The sequence below is a fragment of the uncultured Desulfovibrio sp. genome (assembly GCF_910584445.1).
Taxonomy (GTDB): domain Bacteria; phylum Desulfobacterota; class Desulfovibrionia; order Desulfovibrionales; family Desulfovibrionaceae; genus Desulfovibrio.
This window is the reverse complement of record NZ_CAJUBO010000009.1, coordinates 1-18,069: the sequence shown is the minus strand read 5'-3', so window position 1 is coordinate 18,069 and position 18,069 is coordinate 1. Positions and strand designations below refer to the sequence as shown.

The 18,069-nt window shown below is 63.8% G+C and carries 18 protein-coding genes; 11 read left to right on the top strand and 7 right to left on the bottom strand.

The features are described 5' to 3' along the window. Nucleotides 1-272: 272 nt before the first annotated feature. From QZ294_RS05595 to recA, 6 genes are all read right to left on the bottom strand, one after another. Nucleotides 273-779 (bottom strand): AsnC family transcriptional regulator, encoded by a 507-nt coding sequence (locus tag QZ294_RS05595; protein ID WP_297047950.1) that lies wholly within the window; start codon nucleotides 777-779, stop codon nucleotides 273-275. Between the two features lie 76 nt (nucleotides 780-855). After that, nucleotides 856-1,989 carry a heme b synthase gene (gene ahbD / locus QZ294_RS05590; protein WP_297047948.1) on the bottom strand — a complete coding sequence of 378 codons (1,134 nt, stop codon included), beginning with the start codon at nucleotides 1,987-1,989 and terminating at the stop codon, nucleotides 856-858. A 47-nt stretch (nucleotides 1,990-2,036) separates the two neighbouring features. Beyond that, the gene (hemB, locus tag QZ294_RS05585; RefSeq protein WP_297047792.1) at nucleotides 2,037-3,023 is read right to left on the bottom strand and encodes a porphobilinogen synthase; all 987 of its coding nucleotides are present in this window, start codon (nucleotides 3,021-3,023) and stop codon (nucleotides 2,037-2,039) included. A 26-nt stretch (nucleotides 3,024-3,049) separates the two neighbouring features. Then, the gene (gene ahbC / locus QZ294_RS05580; protein WP_297047789.1) at nucleotides 3,050-4,234 is read right to left on the bottom strand and encodes a 12,18-didecarboxysiroheme deacetylase; all 1,185 of its coding nucleotides are present in this window, start codon (nucleotides 4,232-4,234) and stop codon (nucleotides 3,050-3,052) included. Further along, nucleotides 4,234-6,915, bottom strand: coding sequence for an alanine--tRNA ligase (alaS, locus tag QZ294_RS05575; RefSeq protein WP_297047788.1), 2,682 nt, complete (start codon nucleotides 6,913-6,915; stop codon nucleotides 4,234-4,236). The genes ahbC and alaS overlap by 1 nt, the downstream gene beginning before the upstream one ends. A 193-nt stretch (nucleotides 6,916-7,108) precedes the next feature. Further along, on the bottom strand, nucleotides 7,109-8,191 hold the full coding sequence (gene recA / locus QZ294_RS05570; RefSeq protein ID WP_297047786.1) for a recombinase RecA: 1,083 nt from the start codon (nucleotides 8,189-8,191) through the stop codon (nucleotides 7,109-7,111). Nucleotides 8,192-8,492: 301 nt separating this feature from the next. On the opposite strand from recA, the gene QZ294_RS05565 reads away from it, so the two are divergent. The 11 genes from QZ294_RS05565 (at nucleotide 8,493) to QZ294_RS05515 (ending at nucleotide 15,825) form a co-directional block, all read left to right on the top strand. Beyond that, entirely contained in the window at nucleotides 8,493-9,020 is a 528-nt protein-coding gene (locus QZ294_RS05565; protein ID WP_297047783.1) for a hypothetical protein, read from the top strand. 138 nt (nucleotides 9,021-9,158) lie between these two features. Then, a complete protein-coding gene (locus QZ294_RS05560; RefSeq protein ID WP_297047781.1) occupies nucleotides 9,159-9,683 on the top strand; it encodes a hypothetical protein in 525 nt (174 codons plus the stop codon). A gap of 57 nt (nucleotides 9,684-9,740) precedes the next feature. After that, entirely contained in the window at nucleotides 9,741-10,238 is a 498-nt protein-coding gene (locus QZ294_RS05555) for a hypothetical protein (protein WP_297047778.1), read from the top strand. 313 nt (nucleotides 10,239-10,551) lie between these two features. Next, the gene (locus QZ294_RS05550; RefSeq protein ID WP_297047777.1) at nucleotides 10,552-11,079 is read left to right on the top strand and encodes a hypothetical protein; all 528 of its coding nucleotides are present in this window, start codon (nucleotides 10,552-10,554) and stop codon (nucleotides 11,077-11,079) included. Between the two features lie 398 nt (nucleotides 11,080-11,477). After that, nucleotides 11,478-12,176, top strand: a complete 699-nt coding sequence (nth, locus tag QZ294_RS05545; protein ID WP_297047775.1) for an endonuclease III — start codon at nucleotides 11,478-11,480, stop codon at nucleotides 12,174-12,176. Beyond that, the gene (locus QZ294_RS05540) at nucleotides 12,173-13,138 is read left to right on the top strand and encodes a chemotaxis protein (RefSeq protein WP_297047772.1); all 966 of its coding nucleotides are present in this window, start codon (nucleotides 12,173-12,175) and stop codon (nucleotides 13,136-13,138) included. Before nth ends, QZ294_RS05540 begins: the two co-directional genes overlap by 4 nt. 69 nt (nucleotides 13,139-13,207) lie before the next feature. Next, nucleotides 13,208-13,999, top strand: coding sequence for a flagellar biosynthetic protein FliR (gene fliR, locus QZ294_RS05535; protein ID WP_297047769.1), 792 nt, complete (start codon nucleotides 13,208-13,210; stop codon nucleotides 13,997-13,999). Nucleotides 14,000-14,151: 152 nt separating this feature from the next. Then, nucleotides 14,152-14,361 (top strand): hypothetical protein, encoded by a 210-nt coding sequence (locus QZ294_RS05530; protein ID WP_297047765.1) that lies wholly within the window; start codon nucleotides 14,152-14,154, stop codon nucleotides 14,359-14,361. An 89-nt stretch (nucleotides 14,362-14,450) separates the two neighbouring features. Beyond that, a complete protein-coding gene (locus QZ294_RS05525) occupies nucleotides 14,451-15,188 on the top strand; it encodes an AzlC family ABC transporter permease (RefSeq protein ID WP_297047761.1) in 738 nt (245 codons plus the stop codon). Continuing rightward, a complete protein-coding gene (locus QZ294_RS05520; protein WP_297047758.1) occupies nucleotides 15,185-15,538 on the top strand; it encodes an AzlD domain-containing protein in 354 nt (117 codons plus the stop codon). Before QZ294_RS05525 ends, QZ294_RS05520 begins: the two co-directional genes overlap by 4 nt. Next, nucleotides 15,538-15,825, top strand: coding sequence for a DUF4911 domain-containing protein (locus QZ294_RS05515; RefSeq protein WP_297047756.1), 288 nt, complete (start codon nucleotides 15,538-15,540; stop codon nucleotides 15,823-15,825). Before QZ294_RS05520 ends, QZ294_RS05515 begins: the two co-directional genes overlap by 1 nt. A gap of 100 nt (nucleotides 15,826-15,925) precedes the next feature. On the opposite strand, the gene QZ294_RS05510 is transcribed toward QZ294_RS05515, so the two are convergent. Then, nucleotides 15,926-17,950 carry a monovalent cation:proton antiporter family protein gene (locus QZ294_RS05510; RefSeq protein ID WP_297047754.1) on the bottom strand — a complete coding sequence of 675 codons (2,025 nt, stop codon included), beginning with the start codon at nucleotides 17,948-17,950 and terminating at the stop codon, nucleotides 15,926-15,928. Nucleotides 17,951-18,069: the final 119 nt, after the last annotated feature.

Genomic DNA, 18,069 nt, shown 5'->3' with positions numbered 1-18,069 from the left:
TTTGAAGGGGATTTTGGGCCTGTGGCCCAAAAATGGGGCACTTTCCGGAAAGCCGAGCTAACCTTCGCGGCTTTCCGGAAGCACCCCATCCTAGGCGGTGGGCGGAACGGCGGGTGCCGTTCCGCCCCGTTGATTTTTTCGCCGCAAATGCCGTTGCTGTCAAGCGGCCGCCCGGCGGTTCGGGGAACACGCGCAGGCGTTGTTGATGGAAAATTTCGGCAGGTATATCCCCTGCGGCATCGACCATGCGCGCGTCGATCGGGACTCTGCCCCTACTCCGCCGCCTCCCCGCCCATGCGGAAATCCACACGGATCTTGAAAAGTTTTGTGGCGGGCAGATTGAGGATGGGCACGCCGGTGCGTTGCGTGAGGCTTTCCAGCACGGCCAGCGACGCCTCGCGCGACGGACTGATGAGGGTGAACCAGACATTGTAGGCGTGGTCGCGCAGGTAATTGTGCGTCACGCCCGGCTCGGCATTGACGGCGGCAATGAACGCCTCCAGCCGTTCCTCCGGCACCCTGGCCGCGCAGAGCGTGGAGACGAAGCCCAGCTTCGCGGACTGGAAATTGGCCCCGAGCCGCCGGATGATCCTGCGCCGCCGCAAGGCGCGCACGCGCGCGAAGACCTCCGCTTCCGCAAGCCCCAGGCGTTCGCCCAGGACCGCATACGGGCGCGGCGCCAGGGGAAAGTCCGTCTGGATGACATCGAGGATGCGCCGGTCAGTGGCGTCCAGCCGGTCATCCTCGCGCGCGGCCTCCGACGCCGTTTGCGCGGTCATTTCGCGTTCTTCCCCGCTCATCTGAACCTCACTGGACCCCGCCCGGGCCTCACGCAACCTTCACAGCCGGCCGCGCTCAGGACCCGCTTCTCAGTGCCCTGGGCACATAGCTGCACAGCGGTTCCTCGCCCATGTAATCGCCGCTCATGCTCTGCGCGCGCGCCCGGCAGCCGCCGCACACGTGGTGATATTCGCACACGCCGCACTTGCCCGCATATTCCTCCTGACGGCGCAAGCGGAGGAACTGGCGGCTCTTGCGCCAGATCTGCGGAAACGGCGTTTCGCGCACATTGCCGCAGTCAAGCTCCAGATAGCCGCAGGGCTGCACCCGCCCCACATGGCTGATGAAGCAGAAGCCCGTGCCGCCCAGGCAGCCGCGCGTCATGGCGTCCATGCCGAAGGTCTCGGGCGTGACGGGCAGGCCCTCCTCATGGGCGCGCTGCCGCATGATGCGGTAATAGTGCGGCGCGCAGGTGGCCTTGAGGTGCATGGACGTGCCCTTGCGGAAGTCATAGAGCCAGTGGAGGACGTCCTCATACTCCTCCGCGCTGATGACTTCGTCCGCCAGCCCGGCGGCGCGCCCCATGGGCACCAGAAGAAAAATGTGCCACGCCGCCGCGCCCAGGCGCTCGCACAGCTCGAAGATGCGCTTGAAGCTCGCCAGATTGCCGCGCGTCACCGTGGTGTTGATCTGGAAAGGCAGGCCCGCGTCCCGGAGATGGCCGATGCCGCGCAGGGAAGCCTCAAACGCGCCGGGCACGCCCCGGAAGGCGTCATGGCTGGCCGCATCCGCGCCGTCAAGGGAAATGGAGCAGCGGCTGACGCCCGCCTCGCGCAGGCGGGCCGCATTTTCCGCGGTGATGAGCGTCCCGTTGGGCGCAAAGGCGCAGGTAAGCCCGAGGCCGCGCGCATGGGCCACCAGCTCGTACACATCGGGCCGCATCATCGGCTCCCCGCCCGTGAAAATGACGATGGGGCGGCCCACCTGCGGGAAGGTGTCGATGAGGGCTTTGGCCTCGGCGGTGGAAAGCTCGCCGTCGTAGGGTTCGGGATGGGCCTCGGCGCGGCAGTGGCGGCAGGCGAGATTGCAGGAACGCGTCACCTCCCAGGCGATGAGGCGGCAGACCGGGCTGCCGTCCTCCAGCGTGCGCGGGGCACTACCGCCGGGATGCCCGGCGGCCGCGCCGTGGCCGGGCCGCCCCTCTCCCATGGCGGATGCGCGCGCGCCTGCGGCGCCTGCGGCTGGCCGGGCGGCCATCAGCGCGCCAGCCCTTCGCGCAGCAGGGTCTCGGCAAAATAGGTGATGAGCATGTCCGCCCCCGCGCGCTTCAGCCCCAGCAGGCTTTCAAGCATGACCGCGCGCTCGTCGATCCAGCCGTTGAGTCCGGCCGCGCGGATCATGGAGTATTCGCCGCTCACCTGATAGGCGGCCACGGGCACGTCCACGGCGTCGCGCACCGCGCGCAGGATGTCGGCATACGGCCCGGCGGGCTTGACGATGAGCATGTCCGCGCCTTCGTCGAGGTCGGCCCACGCCTCCACCAGCGCCTCGCGCGCGTTGCCGGGGTCCATCTGGTAGGCCTTGCGGTCGCCGCAGGCCGGGGCGGATTCCGCCGCTTCGCGGAACGGCCCGTAACAGGCCGACGCATACTTGACGGCATAGGACATGACCGGCGTGGCGGCAAAGCCCGCCTCGTCCAGCGCGGCCCGGATGGCGGCCACGCGGCCGTCCATCATGTCCGACGGGGCCACCACATCCGCGCCCGCGCGGGCATGGCTCACGGCGGTGCGCGCGAGGATGGGCAGGGTGGCGTCGTTCTCCACCACCCCGTCGGGGCGCAGGATGCCGCAATGCCCGTGGCTCATGTATTCGCAAAGGCAGACATCCGTGATGATGACCAGCGCGGGAAAGCGCTCCCTGAGCAGCCGCACGGCACGCTGCACGATGCCGTCCTGCGCCCAGGCGCCGCTGGCCCGCTCGTCCTTGACCGCCGGGATGCCGAACAGCAGCACGGCGCCAAGGCCGTCGGCCACGGCGGAACCCACCTGTTTTTCCAGCTCCTGGAGCGAAAGCTGGAACTGGCCGGGCATGGCGGAAATCTCCTTGCGGAAGGCGGCGTCGTCCGTCTCCACCACAAAATAGGGCATGATAAGCTCTTCGCGCAGCAGGGGCGCGGTCTCGCGCACCAGGGCGCGAAGCTCGGGGCTTTGCCGCAGGCGGCGCCCGCGATGGAATGCGTTCATAGGTGCCTCGGCAGGTTGACGGCCGTTCACAGGCCGATTTCTTCGTCCGTCAGGTAGCAGGCCGGATCTTCGGCCCAGATATCGCCGTGATACGCCTCGGCGCGGGCGCGGAAGTTGCCGCCGCAGATGTTCAGGTGGCGGCATCTGGCGCAGCGCCCGCCCACATGGGCCTTCTTGTCCTTGAGCTTGTGCAGAAGTTCGATGGACGGGTCGTCCCAGATCTCCGAAAACGGGCGCTCCAGCACGTTGCCGAACACATGGCCGCGCCAGAACTGGTCGGCGTGCACCTTGCCGTCCCACGAGATGCAGCCGATGCCCCGGCCCGAGCTGTTGCCCTCGTTATACTGCAAAAGCTCGAAGACCTCGGCCGCGCGCTTCGGGTCCTCGCGCTGGAGGCGCATCCACACATAGGGACCGTCGGCATGGTTGTCCACGGTGAGGATCTCGCGCGGCGCGCCCGCCTCGAACAGGGCGCGCGTCTCGTCCATGATGAGGTCGAGCACGGCGCGCGTCTCCGCGTGGTCGAGGTCTTCCTTGATAAGCTCCGAGCCGCGCCCGGAATAGACCAGATGATAAAAACAGGCGCGCGGCACCTCAAGCTCGCGCAGGAGCCGGAAGATGCCCGGGATCTCGCCCGCGTTGCGCCGGTTGATGGTGAAGCGCAGGCCCACCTTGAGTCCCTCGGCCTGGCAGTTGGCGATGCCCTCCAGCGCCTTGCGGAACGCGCCCGGCACGCCCCGGAAGCGGTCGTGGACCTGCTCCATGCCGTCCAGGGAAATGCCCACGTAGGAAAGGCCCACCTGCTTCAGCTCCCGCGCCTTCTGCGGCGTGATGAGCGTGCCATTGGTGGAGATGACCGCACGCATGCCCCGCGAGGTGGCGTGGCTCGCCAGCTCCACCAGGTCCTGCCGCACCAGCGGCTCGCCGCCGGAAAAGAGCATGACCGGCGCGCCGTAGGCCGCCAGGTCGTCGATCATGGCCTTTGCCTGCTCCGTGCTGATGTCGTCGCGGCCGGCCGTGGGGTCCACCGCCTGGGCATAGCAGTGGACGCACTTGAGGTTGCAGCGCCGCGTCATGTTCCAGACCACCACGGGCTTCTTGTCCCGGGAAAACTGGAGCAGATGCGAGGGCAGCCTGCCGGATTCCCGGCCGTAGCGCAGCGCGTCCGAAGGTTCCACCTGGCCGCAGTAGAGCTTGGAAATGCCAATCATCAGTTGCCGCCTCCAACCAGCGCGCGCAGAGCCGCAAACGCCGCATCCAGCCCTTCGGGCTTCGTGCCCCCGGCCTGGGCAAGGTCCGGGCGGCCGCCGCCGGAGCCGCCGCAGGGCGCGGCCACGTCTCTGATGAGCGCCGGAGCCGTGAAACGGTCGTGCAGATCCCTGGAAACATGGAGCAGCAGGCTGACCTTGCCGTCCGTCACGGCGGCAAGGCAGGCGACGGCGGGCGCCGCCAGCCGCGGGCGCAGGTCGTCCATGAGGTCGCGCAGGGCCTTGACGGGCACGCCGTCCAGCCGCTGGGCCACCAGATGCACGCCGCCCACGCTCTCGGCGCGCCGCGCCAGTTCCGCGCCGTCCACACTGGCCGAGGCGCCCTTTTCCAGCGCCCGGCGCAGTTTTTTCACCTCGTCCTGCACGGCATGGAGGCGTTCGCCCACCTGCCCCGGCCGGGTCTTGAGCGCGGATGCCACGGCGGAAAGCTCGGCGCGCTGGCCGATGGCGAGGCTGTAGGCGTTCCAGCCCGTCACGGCCTCGATGCGGCGCACGCCGGCGGCCACGCCGCTTTCCGCGACGATGAGGAAAAGCCCGGCCTCGCCCGTGCGCGCGAGATGCGTGCCGCCGCACAGTTCCACGGATTCGGGCGCGGCGCCCTCGCGGCCCACGGTGAGCACGCGCACCACATCGCCGTATTTTTCGCTGAAGAGCGCCATGGCCCCGGCGGCCAGGGCCTCGTCACGCGGCATTTCGCGCGCCAGGACCGGCACGTCGGCCATGATGGCGCGGTTGACGTCGCGCTCCACAGCCGCCAGTTCCTCCGGCGTGAGCGCCGCCAGATGCGAGAAGTCAAAACGCAGGCGATGCCCGTCCACCAGAGAGCCGGCCTGCTTGACATGCTCGCCCAGTACGCGGCGCAGGGCCGCATGCAGCAGATGGGTGCAGGTGTGGTTGCGGGCCGTGGCCGCGCGCTGGTCAGCATCCACGGACAGGCGCGCCTCCTGGTCGGCATGGAGTTCGCCGCGCGTGACCGCGATCCGCTGCACGATGCAGCGCCCGGCCTTGAGCACGCCCTCCACCCGCGCCTCGCCCGTGGACGTGGCGATAACGCCCGCGTCCGAAGCCTGGCCGCCGGACTCGGCATAGAACGGCGTGCGGGCGGCCACAAGAAAACCGGCGCCGCCTTCGCCCAGGCTCTCGGCGGGGGCGCCGCCCGCGTCCAGCAGGGCAAGGACGGGACTGTGCGCCTCAAGGGATTCGTAGCCCACAAAGACGCTTTCCAGCCGTTCGCCCAGACTCTTGAGCGAGGCCATGATCTCGTCCTCGCCGCCATGGCCGAACAGGCCCTCGGCCTTCTGGTTGGCGCGGGCGCGCTCGCGCTGCTCGCGCATGAGCGCGGTGAAGCCCTCGGCATCGGCGGCGAAACCGCGCTTTTCCGCCACATCGTTCACGATGTCCAGCGGGAAACCGTAGGTATCGTAGAGGCGGAAGCAGACCTCGCCCGGAATGACGCGCTCGCCCCGCTCCGCCAGCCGGGCCAACTCCTCTTCCAGCAGGCGCAGGCCGTTGCCCAGGGTCTGGGCAAAGCGCCGTTCCTCCTCATGCACGGCGCGGGCGATGAACTCCGCGTGCCGGGCCAGTTCGGGATAGGCCTCGCCCATGACTTCCGTGACCTTGCGCGCCACCGCGTGCAGGAACGGCTCCTCCACGCCCATGAGCGTGGCGAAGCGCAGGGCGCGGCGGATGAGCCGGCGCAGCACGTAGCCCCGGCTCTCGTTGGAGGGCAGCACGCCCTCGGCGATGAGAAAGGCCGCGGCGCGGCTGTGGTCGGCAATGACGCGCAGGGCCGTGTCCACGTCGTTGGTGTCCGGCGCGCTTGCGCTGTAGGTCACGCCCGCGCGGGCCGCCGCGAACTGGATGATCTCCTGGAACAGGTCGCAGTCAAAGTTGGAGCGCTTGCCCTGGCAGACCGCCGCGATGCGCTCGAGTCCCATGCCCGTGTCGATATTGGGCGCGGCCAGCGGGGAACGGCTGCCGTCCTTCGCCTGGTCGAACTGGGTGAAGACCAGGTTCCAGATTTCCAGAAAGCGGTCGCAGTCGCACGAGCCTATGCCGCACTCCGGCCCGCAGGCCATGTCTTCGCCCTGGTCGATATAGATCTCCGAGCAGGGTCCGCAGGGACCCGTATCGCCCATGGTCCAGAAATTGTCCTTCTCGCCCATGCGCACGATGCGCTCGTCGGGAAGCCCCGCCACTTCCTTCCAGATGGCCGCGGCTTCGTCATCCTCGCGGAAGACCGTGACCCAGAGGCGCTCCCGCGGGAGTTCAAGCTCCGTCGTGACGAACTCCCACGCCCAGGTGATGGCCTCGCGCTTGAAATAGTCGCCAAAGGAAAAGTTGCCGAGCATCTCGAAGAACGTGTGATGGCGCGCGGTGCGGCCCACGTTTTCCAGGTCATTGTGCTTGCCCGAGACGCGCAGGCACTTCTGGCAGGAGGCCGCACGGGTGTAGGCGGCCTTTTCCTCGCCGAGAAAGAGGCCCTTGAACTGCACCATGCCCGCGTTGGTGAAGAGCAGGCTCGGGTCCTGCGGCGGGATGAGCGGGCCGGAGGGCACCACCGTGTGCCCGTGGCGATGGAAGAACTCAAGGTAACGGCGGCGGATTTCCTGTGCGGTCAGCATATGCTCCATCCGTGGGACGCCCGGCGCGCGGCGGCGCCGGGGCTGAATCCTGCGGCCAGTGTCTGCCCGCAAAAGCGGACACGACAAAACCCGTACGGGTCGCGTGGCGGCGCGGCCGGGTCGTTTCGCAAAAACCATGTTTTTGAACGATCCCGCAAAAATCCTCGCACGCTCCCGCGAAGGATCCCCGCAGTCACGATTCGTCGAATTCGGGGGCCACGCCCTCGTCCAGCTCCTCGGCGGTGGGCGTGAACTCCCTGGGGTGCAGCCCCAGAAATTCCACGACCTTGGACTCGATGGCGTTGCGCAGGTCCGGATTCTCGTCCAGCAGGGCGCGGACCTTCTCCCGTCCCTGGCCCAGCTTTTCCGCGCCAAAGGCGAACCACGAACCGCTCTGCTCGATGATCTTGGCCTCGATGCCGAGGTCCAGCAGCTCGCCGGAACGGGAAATGCCCTGGCCGTAGAGGATGTCGAACATGGCGATGCGGAACGGCGGCGCCACCTTGTTCTTGACCACCTTGACCTTGGTGCGCGAGCCGAAGGCCTCGTCCTTGTCCTTGAGCGTCTGCACGCGGCGGATGTCCATACGCACCGAGGAATAGAACTTGAGCGCGTTGCCGCCGGTGGTGGTCTCCGGGCTGCCGTAGCCCGTGACGCCGATCTTCATGCGGATCTGGTTGATGAAGATGACCGATGTGCGCGACTTGTGGATGGTGCCCGTGAGGCGGCGCATGGCGTGGGACATGAGGCGCGCGTGGCCGCCCACCTGCGTTTCGCCGAGGTCGCCCTCCAGCTCCGCCTGGGGGATGAGCGCCGCCACAGAGTCGATGACCACCAGGTCCACCGCGCCGGAGCGCACGAGCATGTCCGCGATGTCCAGCGCCTGCTCGCCATAATCCGGCTGGGAAATGAGCAGCTCGTCCGTGTTCACGCCCAGGCGGCGGGCATAGGCCACGTCCAGCGCGTGCTCGGCGTCCACAAAGGCGCAGGTGCCCCCCAGCTTCTGGCATTCGGCGATGATGTGCAGGGTGAGCGTCGTCTTGCCCGAGGATTCGGGTCCGAAAATCTCGGTCACGCGTCCGCGCGGGATGCCGCCCACCCCCAGGGCGAGGTCAAGGCCGATGGAGCCGGTGGGGATGACGGGCACATCCACCTGGATGTCGTCGGAAAGTTTCATCACCGCGCCCTTGCCGTACTTGCGCTCAATGGTGGTGAGCGCGGTGGAGAGGGCTTCGGCGCGGGCGGCCTCGGGACTGACGGCCGGTTTCTTGGCCATGGGCTACTCCAGATGTCGGTGGAAGAGGGTCCCCGGCGCGAAAATCCGCCTGCCGGGAAACGATGCATCCTAGCAGAGCGGACGCCGCATGGCAAATGCGCGCCAGGGGCGCGCCCGCATGACCGCGAGAGGAACGGAGACGGTTCCACCATGCGGACACAGGCCCGCCGAACGGGACGGCGCGGCCCGAACCGCGTGCCACTGCCGCGGAGCGGAGCCGGGAGAGCGCGGGCCTTGCAATCCCAAGGGATACCGGTACAAGGGTGGAGACGGCACGCGCTGCCGACGTTCCGGAGGCGAAATGCACAAAACCCCCGAAGCGCCCTCCCTGCCGCGCCGCCTGGGGCGCTTCCTCGGGCGCCAATGGCCGCTTGTGGTCTTTGCGGCCATAACTCTCGGCGCCCACGCCTTCTATTTTTTTTGTGGGAAAAACAGCTACGATTGGAGGATCGGCGCGGCTGGCATCGTCTGCTCCGGAGTTTTGTTAAAAAAATTTCATAGTGAACGTTGTTGGCGCATCTATCTGGTTCCGGTATTTGCCCTGTTTCTTTTTGATTTTCTGAGTGAATTTTCCACCTTCATTCTTGAGCTTCGCAGATTTTTCCTCGGGAAAGAGTATTTTTCCGCACAAATTGGAACGGCATGTATTTCCGCCATCGCTTCATTGCCCTTTGTCCCCTTTTTCTTTCAGAAATTTTCCCCTGTCAAAGCATTCCTTCGTATTCCTCTCATCTCCTTTTTCATGATGCTCGCACTGACGCCACTTATAGGCATCTCTTTCATTTTCTATGCAGGATCGATGTTTCTTCTTGGAATCGCCACTTCATGAGGCGCCGTGGCATGGAGACCTGTTGGGCTGCCATGGCACCGCCGGACTTCATGGCAGGATAAGGGGACGCGCGTTGCCTTTTCCCCCTGATATGACTAAAAACCTGCATCGGAACTCCCGAACCGCCGTGGAGGCAGCATGGACGGAACGCAGCAGTCCCCCTCCCTTCCGCGCCGCCTGGGGAGCTTCCTCAGGCGCCAATGGCCGCTTGTGGCCTTTGTTCTTGTGGCGCTGGGGAGCCGCTGCCTCACGCCAGTTCTCTGGCATGAGAATCCGGAATGGGCACTTGGAACCCTGGGAATCGCTGCTTCCGTCTTTTTACTGAAAAAATTTCATCTCGAACGACGCCTGTCCATCTATATATTACCATTTATTGCTTACATGCTGTTCAGAAATATTCTCTTTTTCATTATTCCCTATGATCATATCTACACAATGATTTTTCCTCAAAATTGCATTTTTACCTCTCTGTATAATAGTTTCATCGCCGCAATTTGTTCGTTGCCCTGCATGCCATTTTTCTTTAAAAGTTCATTTTCTTGTCGAACATTGTTTGCGATGGTGTTATTAATGTTTTCCATCTCTCTGGCGCTCTGGTCATTGTATGCAATCCTGATATTTATATATGTATTAGCGATGCTTTTTTTGGGTATTGCCAGATAAGCAGGCACAACAGCGCACTCCCTGAATGCCCGGCCTGACAACCGCCGTGGAGGCAGCATGGATGCAACGCCGCAGCTTCCCGCCCTTCCGCGCCGCCTGGGGCGCTTTCTCAGGCGCCAATGGCCGCTGGTGGTCTTTGTTCTTGTGGCGCTGGGGAGCACCTATCTTGTTGACAAGCCGTGCTGGCATCTGTGTATATTCGGAACAGTCTGTTCAGTTTTTCTTCTGAAAAAATTCCATCTGGAGCATTCGTATTTTTTATATATCCTTCCCTTGCTTGCCACATTTTTCTTTATTTTTATCGTTTCAATTTTTGTCACAAATGATAAGATATTAAATATATTTTTCCCAAATGACATATTAACGGCATCATTCAAAAACAGTTTGTGCGCGGCACTCTATTCTCTTCCATTTTCTCCATTTTTCTTTAAAAAATTTTCCCTCTACAAATCACTTGTACTTATACCAGTTCTCTCTTTTTTCATCTCATTGGCTCACTGGTCACTCTATACATTGATATTTTTTTCTTATATCATTTTTCTTGCGCTCGTATAATGCTTATAACTTGCGCGGCAAAGAATTCTGAAAATTCCTCGCCATTTTCAGAACCTTTCGCCAGAACTTGTTCCTTTGGCCCTGTTATACTTTTGCGTTGATGCCGTGCCTACGATGTATGAGTATTGCCCAAAGTACCTGTCAAAAAAGCGGACTGTTTTTGAGGAAAGAACAGACGCGTCGCATGTGGTACGCCTGAAAAATCTCACTACCGCCCCGCGTCCATCTCTGCCTGTGAAAGAGCATTGTCTTTCTCGCGTCCCGCTGCTATGGCTGAAGAACTCCATCAGAATCAAACCCCTGCGGAGGCAGTATGGATGCAACGCCGCAGTCCCCCTCCCTTCCGCGCCACCTGGGGCGCTTTCTCAGGCGCCAATGGCCGCTTGTGGCCTTTGTTCTTGTGGCGGTGGGGAGCCGCTGCCTCACGCCAGTTCTCTGGCATGAGAGTCCTGACTGGGCACTTGGAACCCTGGGAATCGTTGCTTCCATCTTTTTGCTGAAAAAGTTTCATCTCGAACGGCGCCTCTTCATCTATATACTTCCACTTTTGGCATTAATGATTTTTTTCAATATAATTGGCACAGTTAATATACATCCGAACACATTAAGAATCCTGACACGAGAAAGCCACATACCTCCGGATATACTGGATGGCTTAATATCCGCCATCTTTTCACTGCTTTTTTCACCACTTTTCTTTAAAGAAATGACGATATTAAAATCCATTATAAAAATTCCACTCATTACCTTTTTTATATATATTGCCTTGTCAAAATTTTATCTCTCCATAGTCATAGGCATTGGAGCATTTCTTCTGTCCATCGGCCTTGGAAATTGCTGACCATCATATTTTATGCTAGCGGGCACGACAGTCCGGATGTCGGCTGTCGTGCCCGCTGGCATCCAGTTCGTATCAGATGAATCTGCCTTCACGCTTTAATGCGACAGAACCAATGGGAGTTCCGGCGTTTCATAACTTGCGGCAAGACGGAGCACCTCCGCGAAATACTGCTGACAGTTGTAATCATCCACGTCATATCTCGTCATTTTTCTGGAAGGAGTGCGTCGACGCGCGGCGGCAACACTTTGCCTGCCATCGCCGTTCAAGCTCATCGCGTGCGCGGTCGACAGACAGACGTCCCGCCTTTGGCCCTTATCTCTTCGCCATTTCTGCCGATGGAGAAAACATGGCGGCAAGGGCGCCTTGCGGGGCGGCGCCTCCTGTGGCATAGTGCTGGAATGACACTCCAGAAACGTCGCGCACAGGCCGCCCGCGTCCTTGAGGCACTCGCCGCCCGTTACCCCGAGCCGGCTTCCCATCTTGACTACCGCAACCCCTGGGAGCTGCTCGTGGCAACGGTGCTGGCCGCGCAGTGCACGGACGCGCGCGTGAACACCGTGACGCCGGAACTGTTCCGGCGCTGGCCCGGCCCGGCGGAACTGGCCGAAGCCGGCCAGGAGGAACTGGAAGAGGTCATCCACTCCACGGGCTTTTACCGCAACAAGGCCAAAAACCTGCGCGCAGCGGCGCGGCGCGTCCGCGACGCCTTCGCGGGCGAGGTGCCGGCCACGCTGGAAGAACTCGTCACCCTGCCGGGCGTGGCGCGCAAAACGGCCAATGTGGTACTGTTCGGGGGTTTTGGCATCAACGAGGGTCTTGCCGTGGACACGCATGTGAAACGCATCAGCCACCGGCTCGGCCTGACCGCCGCCACGGACCCGGTGGCTGTGGAGCGTGACCTCATGGCGATCTTTCCCCGCGAGGAATGGGGCGATGTCAATCACCGCATGGTCTGGTTCGGCCGGGAGGTCTGCCGCGCACGCGCACCGGGGTGCGATGTGTGCCCCATGGCAGCCTTCTGCCCCAGACAGGAGCCGCCGCGCGATGCGGCACCGGCGGCGGGACCCGGCGGCCGCGCAGGACGAGGCAGATCATGAGCATGAATCCCCTGCTCAGCACCAATGAGCTGGAAGTGGTGGAATTTCTTCTGGACGAGCGCCAGGAGGACGGCGGCATCTACACCGGGCACTATGCCATCAATGTTGCCAAGGTGCTGGAGATCATCCGCCTGCCCCAGGTGACGGCCATGCCCGGCACGCACGATCCCTCGGTCATGGGTTCGTTCAACCTGCGCGGCAAGGTGCTGCCCCTGCTCAATCTGGCGGCGTGGCTCGGCAAGGACATGGCCGTGACCGAGAGCGACAAGGTGCTGGTGACGGAATTTTGCGGCGTCAAGGCGGCCTTTCTCGTCTCTTCGGTGCTGAGCATCCACCGGCTGGACTGGGAGCGCATCGAGCCGCCGAACAGGTACGTCCAGCTCTTTTCCCGCGACAGCATCACCGGCATCCTGCGTATCGACGAACGCGTGATCTTCATCCTCGACATGGAAAAGATCCTTGCCAGCCTCGACAGCTCCCTCGACATGTCCCGCATGGAACCGGAGTCCGGCCATCCCGAAATGCCCGAGCAGGTGCGCCTGCTCCTGGCGGATGACTCCAGCTCGCTGCGCAAGATCGTCAAGTCCTTCCTCGAAAAGTCCGGCTACCAGGTGACCACGGCGAGCAACGGGCGCGAAGCGTGGGAATACCTGAGCAATCTCGCCCAGGCCCAGAGCCAGTCCGGGCAGGGTGTGGCGGGCAGCGAGCTTTCCGACATCGTGGACCTTGTCATCTCGGACATCGAAATGCCCGAGATGGACGGCCACGCCCTGACCTCCAAGATCCGCGAGAACCCCGCCCTGCACAAGCTGCCGGTGGTGCTCTTTTCCTCGCTCATCACGGACGCGCTGCGCGCCAAGGGCATCAAGGTGGGCGCGGACAGGCAGGTCTCCAAGCCCGATCTGGCGGGCCTGGACAAGATCGTCAAGGAAATCATGGAAGAACGCCTGCACAACAAGTAGACGCGGACACCCGGCGGCCGGGCGCGTCCCTCCCGTTGCGCCTGGCAGACGAATTGCATACCGTTCCGCATGGACATTTTCAGTTACGATCCCAACGCGGTGCTGAGCCTTCTGCTCACCATCATGCGCGTGAGCATCGTCATGTTCATGCTCCCGGTCTTTTCGACCAACAATATCCCGATGCTCGTCAAGGCCGCCGTCACTCTGGTCTTTTCCCTGGCGGTGTGGCCGCATCTGGCGCTTTCCGGCTCGCTCATGCCCCAGCATCCGTTCGACCTCGCGCTCATGGCCCTGGGAGAGGTCTTCATGGGCCTGGTGCTCGGCATGGCCGTCAATTTTCTGTTCATGGGCATCCAGTCCGGCGGCGAACTGCTCGGCTTCCAGATGGGTTTCACCATGATCAACTTCGCCGACCCGCTCACCGGCAACCAGACCGGCGCCACGGCGTTTTTTCTCTGGATGGTGGGGCTGCTCACCTTTCTCGTGCTCGACGGGCACCTTTACATGATCAAGGGGTTTGCCGCCTCCTTCGCCATTGTGCCGCCGGGCGCGCTCTTCATCGGTGAAGACCTGCTCTGGACGGTGCTTGACCTTTCCGCCCAGGTTTTCGTGCTCGCGCTCAAGATCGCGGCCCCGGTCATGGTGGCGCTTTTTCTGGTGGAAGTGGCCCTGGGGCTGGTGGCGCGCACTTCGCCCCAGGTGCATATCATGGAATTCGGCTTTCCCATCAAGATCGGGGTGGGCTTTTTCTTCGTGGGCCTTTTGCTGGTGATCATGGCAAACAGGGTGGAGGCATTCATCAGCGGCCTAGACGCCCTGTTCGTCAACCTCCTGCGGGGGATGAGCACGCTGTTCCAGTAGGACATTTTGCTGAGGGAAACAGCCGCAGGACAGTTTTCCTCAGGTCCCGCGCCGGACCGTGCCGCCGCGCGCGGGCGTGGAACGCGCAGAGAACCGGACTCCTTGAAATTTCTGCCGGGACGCCGTACCCTCGATCCCGGAGGTATATCGCCATGAGACACAAGTTCCTCATTGCCTTCGTCCTCGGCATCGTCGCCACGGTCTTCGCCATCCTCTTTTTCCGCATGGTCCAGCCCTTTGTCGACGGCGCCAGTGAAATATTCTTTGCCGGCATGGGCGTCGGCCTGCTGCTCGGCATTGTCCTTTCCGTCTGGATCGTGCGCAAGATCGACGCGCCCCGGGAGCCGGACACGCGGGCCTGACCGTCCGGGGCAATGCGGAGTGCTCCGCGCGGCCCGCGGGAGCGACGCGCGGACGGCCCCGGCATGACGCGTTCCACAAGGATAGTTCCATGTCACAAACAACCGGCGCGGCGCGCTCCTTTTCCGGCCCGGCCTGGGCCGAGGGGCTGCGCCGCGCCCTGCCCATCACCCTCGGCTATGTGCCCGTGGGCTTCGCCTTTGGCGTTCTCGCGGTGAAAAACGGCATCCCGGCCGGCCTGGCCGTAGCCATGGCCGTGCTCATGTTTTCCGGTTCCGGGCAATTCGTGTTCGCCAGCCTCTGGGGCGGCGGCGCGGGCATCCTGTCCACGGCGGCGGCGGTGGGCATCGTCAACCTGCGCTACCTGCTCATGTCCGCGGCGGAATCCCCATGGCTTTCCCGGCTTCCGCGCGCGCAGCGCTTCCTTCTTGGACTCGGCCTCACGGACGAGACCTTTGCCGTGCATATCACGGCCCTGCAGGAGGGCTGGACCCTCAACGCGGCCACCATGTATGTCTGCAACTCCACCACCCATCTCTCCTGGGTGGGGGGCTGCGCCATCGGCGCCTTTTGCGGCAACCTCGTCAATGACGTGCGCCCGCTCGGCCTGGACTACGCCATCACCGCCATGTTCCTGGCCCTGCTCGTGCCTCAGTGCGCGAGCCGCCTCCATGTGCTGGTGGCCGTGTTCACGGGCGCCCTGTCCGTGGCGCTCAAGGCCGGGGGCATGAGCCAGTGGAACGTGGCGGTGGCAACGGTGGCCGGGGCGAGTCTCGGGCTTGCGCTCTCCCTGCGGGCACGGCGAGGCGCGCCGGAGGAAGCGGCATGAGCGACTGGCTCCTCTGGCTCCGCGGGCATGAAACGCTCCTGCTCTGCGTGGGCGCGGCCACCTTCGTGACCGTCCTGCCCAAGGTGCTGCCCGTGACCTTTCTGCGGGGGGACTGCCTGCCGCCGCTTTTGCGCCGCTGGCTGGACTTTGTGCCCGTGGCGGTCATGGCCGCCCTGGTAGGACCGGACATCTTCATCTACAACGGCCGGTTCGACCTTTCCACGGACAATCTCTTCCTCATGGTCTCCATCCCCACCTTTCTCGTGGCCTGGAAGACGAAAAACTATTTCGTCACCATCGCTGTGGGCATCGGCCTGGTCATCCTCGCCCGCTGGGCGGGCTTCGTCTGATGCGCGGCAGCCGCCCGTGCGGGGCGCCGCCCAGGCACAGCGCGCGCCTGCTCGTGCGCCTTGCTCCCGAAGATGTGGCGCTCTTCCGTTTTCACCTTGAAGCGCACGACAACCTCGCGCTGTTCACGACGCTGGAGCGCAAGACCGCCCTGCTCAAGGTGCTGTTCTCGCCGCAGGAGGAAGAGGCCGTGCGGCTGGCGCTGGAAGAGATCGCGGCCAGCGTGCCCCTCACGGTGGAGGACTGGCCGTTCGCGTGCGGGGAAGAGTCCGCCCCCCGGGACGGCTAGCCCCTAGTGTCTACTTGCAAAAGTAGACACTACAAAACCCGTAAGGGTTTTGCGGCGGCGCAGCCACCAGAACGTTACGCAATTTCCTTGCGAAAACGCTCTACGAGGAAAGCGACGGGGAGTTCCGGGCGGCCGCCTCCTCCTGCCCGCGCACAGGCCCGGAAAAGACCGGTTTGACCGCATAGAGCCTGTCCGTGCGCCCGAAGATATAGACCACGTCGTCCACCGCGAAGCGGAAGTGCGCGCCGGGCGAGGCTTCCACCTCGTCATGGCGGAGAATGGCGACCACCGTCACCCCGTAGGTGGGACGCAGGCCGCATTCCCGCAATTCCTGCCCGCACAGGGGCGATTCCGGTCCCACGCGCATGGCCTGGACGCCCATGTCCGGGAGCCGCCCGGCCACATCCGTGAGCGAATCCACCGTACTGCTCATGCGCCGGATCATGCGGTAATTGGCCTGGCGCAGGTGCGCGGCAAAGGCGTCGATATCCTGCCGGGGCACCAGATACTGGGCGAGCACATGGCTGAAGACCTCGATGGAGCTTTCGAACTCCTCGGCAATGACCTCATTGGCGCCCAGGCGATGCAGCGGCCCGACCTCGGTCACAAAACGGGTGCGGGCCACGATATACAGGTTGGGATTGAGCCTGCGCGCCTCGATGGTGATGGCGCGCACCGCCGCGGGATCGGAAATGATGATGGCGAGCACGCGCGCCCGCTCCGCGCCCAGATGCTCCAGCACCACGGGCTGTGTGGCATCCCCGTGGGCGATGGGTTCCTTGTCGCGGTAACGGCGCACGGTCTCCGGATTCATCTCCAGGATGGTGTACGGAATGCCGGATTCCTGCGCCACCTGGGCGAGATGCTTCCCGCTGATGCCGAAACCCACGATGATGAGGTGGTCTTCCAGCCCGTCCCGCTTTTTCCCGCCCTCCGCGCCGCCGGGGGGGGCGCCGTGCCGCCGGAGGCGCTCCACCGCTCCGGCCACGCGCGGGGCCGCCGCGATGAGTCCGGGGGTGAGCATCATGGTCAGGACGCTCACCGCGAGGAAATTCTGGTAGGAGGCCATGTCAAAAAGCCCGGCGCCCAGCCCCTGGGCCGCCAGCACAAAGGAAAATTCGCCGACCTGGGCAAGCGAGAGCGCGGTGATGATGGCCGCGCGCAACGGATAGCCCTGGACGAGCACGGCCGGCAGGGTGAGCACGCTCTTGATGAGCACGAAAAGCAGGGTGCCAAGCACGATGTCCGCAAAATGCGCGGCGAAATAGCCCACATTGAGCATCATGCCCACAGAGATGAAAAACAGGCTCATGAAGACATCCCGGTAGGGCAGGATGCCGGAAATGACGCTCATGCTGTACTGGGAGCGGGCCAGGAGCAGGCCGGCCAGAAAGGCCCCCAGCGAGAGCGAAAGGCCGAGCGCGCTGGTGAGCAGGGCCATGCCGAGGCAGAGGCCCAGCGTGGTGAGCAGGAGGATCTCGCGCGTGCGCGTGCGCATGACCGCCTCCATGAGGCGGTTGAGTCCGAAATGCGCCAGCAGGAGCACGCCCCCGAGCACAAGCGCCACCCAGAGCACGGAAAAGGCCGCGTGCTCCAGCGAAAGATCCAGCGTGCCCGCCAGCAGCGGCACGCAAAGGAGCATGGGGGCCACCATGATGTCCTGGAAGACGAGGATGGCGAGGGAGAGCCTGCCCGTGGGCGTGCTGTCCGTGCCGCGCTCCTGGAGGATACGCAGCACGATGGCCGATGACGAGAGCGCCACCAGGCAGCCCCAGAAGGCGCCCCGCTGCCAGGAGGTGCCGTAGAGCAGGGCCAGCCCCGTCACCGCCAGGACCGTCAGCCCGATCTGGAGGCTGCCGCCCAGAAAGACCGGCCGCTTGAGCCGGCTCAGGGCATCGCCGGAAAGCTCCATGCCGATGGTGAACAGGAGCATCGCCACGCCGACCTCGGCCACCTGGTCGATGGCCTTGTGATCGTTGACGATGCCGAGCAGGGAAGGCCCGCAGAGCACGCCCGTGAGCAGAAAGCCCACCGTCGCCGGGAGCCGGAGCCGGTTGCAGAGGAGGGTGACGCCGATGGAAAGCAGGAAAATGATGACGATCTCATACAGAAAGGAGACTTCCATGGACGCGCACTCCTCCGCCGCAGCCTAGGCTCAGGCCTCATTAAAGTACGTTATGGTTTTTTCTGCGAGGCAAAGAGGTTTTTCCGCTGGCCGCCCGAAGCGGAGCGAAGGGCGGGGGC

Excerpts from the sequence above, each read along its gene's own strand:
- recA (WP_297047786.1), bottom strand. The coding sequence starts at position 8,191 with ATGGCCAAGAAACCGGCCGTCAGTCCCGAGGCCGCCCGCGCCGAAGCC.
- QZ294_RS05525 (WP_297047761.1), top strand. The coding sequence starts at position 14,451 with ATGTCACAAACAACCGGCGCGGCGCGCTCCTTTTCCGGCCCGGCCTGG.
- QZ294_RS05520 (WP_297047758.1), top strand. The coding sequence starts at position 15,185 with ATGAGCGACTGGCTCCTCTGGCTCCGCGGGCATGAAACGCTCCTGCTC.
- QZ294_RS05565 (WP_297047783.1), top strand. The coding sequence starts at position 8,493 with ATGCACAAAACCCCCGAAGCGCCCTCCCTGCCGCGCCGCCTGGGGCGC.
- ahbD (WP_297047948.1), bottom strand. The coding sequence starts at position 1,989 with ATGGGAGAGGGGCGGCCCGGCCACGGCGCGGCCGCCGGGCATCCCGGC.
- hemB (WP_297047792.1), bottom strand. The coding sequence starts at position 3,023 with ATGAACGCATTCCATCGCGGGCGCCGCCTGCGGCAAAGCCCCGAGCTT.
- ahbC (WP_297047789.1), bottom strand. The coding sequence starts at position 4,234 with ATGATTGGCATTTCCAAGCTCTACTGCGGCCAGGTGGAACCTTCGGAC.
- QZ294_RS05595 (WP_297047950.1), bottom strand. The coding sequence starts at position 779 with ATGACCGCGCAAACGGCGTCGGAGGCCGCGCGCGAGGATGACCGGCTG.
- QZ294_RS05550 (WP_297047777.1), top strand. The coding sequence starts at position 10,552 with ATGGATGCAACGCCGCAGTCCCCCTCCCTTCCGCGCCACCTGGGGCGC.
- nth (WP_297047775.1), top strand. The coding sequence starts at position 11,478 with ATGACACTCCAGAAACGTCGCGCACAGGCCGCCCGCGTCCTTGAGGCA.
- QZ294_RS05560 (WP_297047781.1), top strand. The coding sequence starts at position 9,159 with ATGGACGGAACGCAGCAGTCCCCCTCCCTTCCGCGCCGCCTGGGGAGC.
- QZ294_RS05540 (WP_297047772.1), top strand. The coding sequence starts at position 12,173 with ATGAGCATGAATCCCCTGCTCAGCACCAATGAGCTGGAAGTGGTGGAA.
- fliR (WP_297047769.1), top strand. The coding sequence starts at position 13,208 with ATGGACATTTTCAGTTACGATCCCAACGCGGTGCTGAGCCTTCTGCTC.
- QZ294_RS05515 (WP_297047756.1), top strand. The coding sequence starts at position 15,538 with ATGCGCGGCAGCCGCCCGTGCGGGGCGCCGCCCAGGCACAGCGCGCGC.
- QZ294_RS05530 (WP_297047765.1), top strand. The coding sequence starts at position 14,152 with ATGAGACACAAGTTCCTCATTGCCTTCGTCCTCGGCATCGTCGCCACG.
- QZ294_RS05555 (WP_297047778.1), top strand. The coding sequence starts at position 9,741 with ATGGATGCAACGCCGCAGCTTCCCGCCCTTCCGCGCCGCCTGGGGCGC.
- alaS (WP_297047788.1), bottom strand. The coding sequence starts at position 6,915 with ATGCTGACCGCACAGGAAATCCGCCGCCGTTACCTTGAGTTCTTCCAT.
- QZ294_RS05510 (WP_297047754.1), bottom strand. The coding sequence starts at position 17,950 with ATGGAAGTCTCCTTTCTGTATGAGATCGTCATCATTTTCCTGCTTTCC.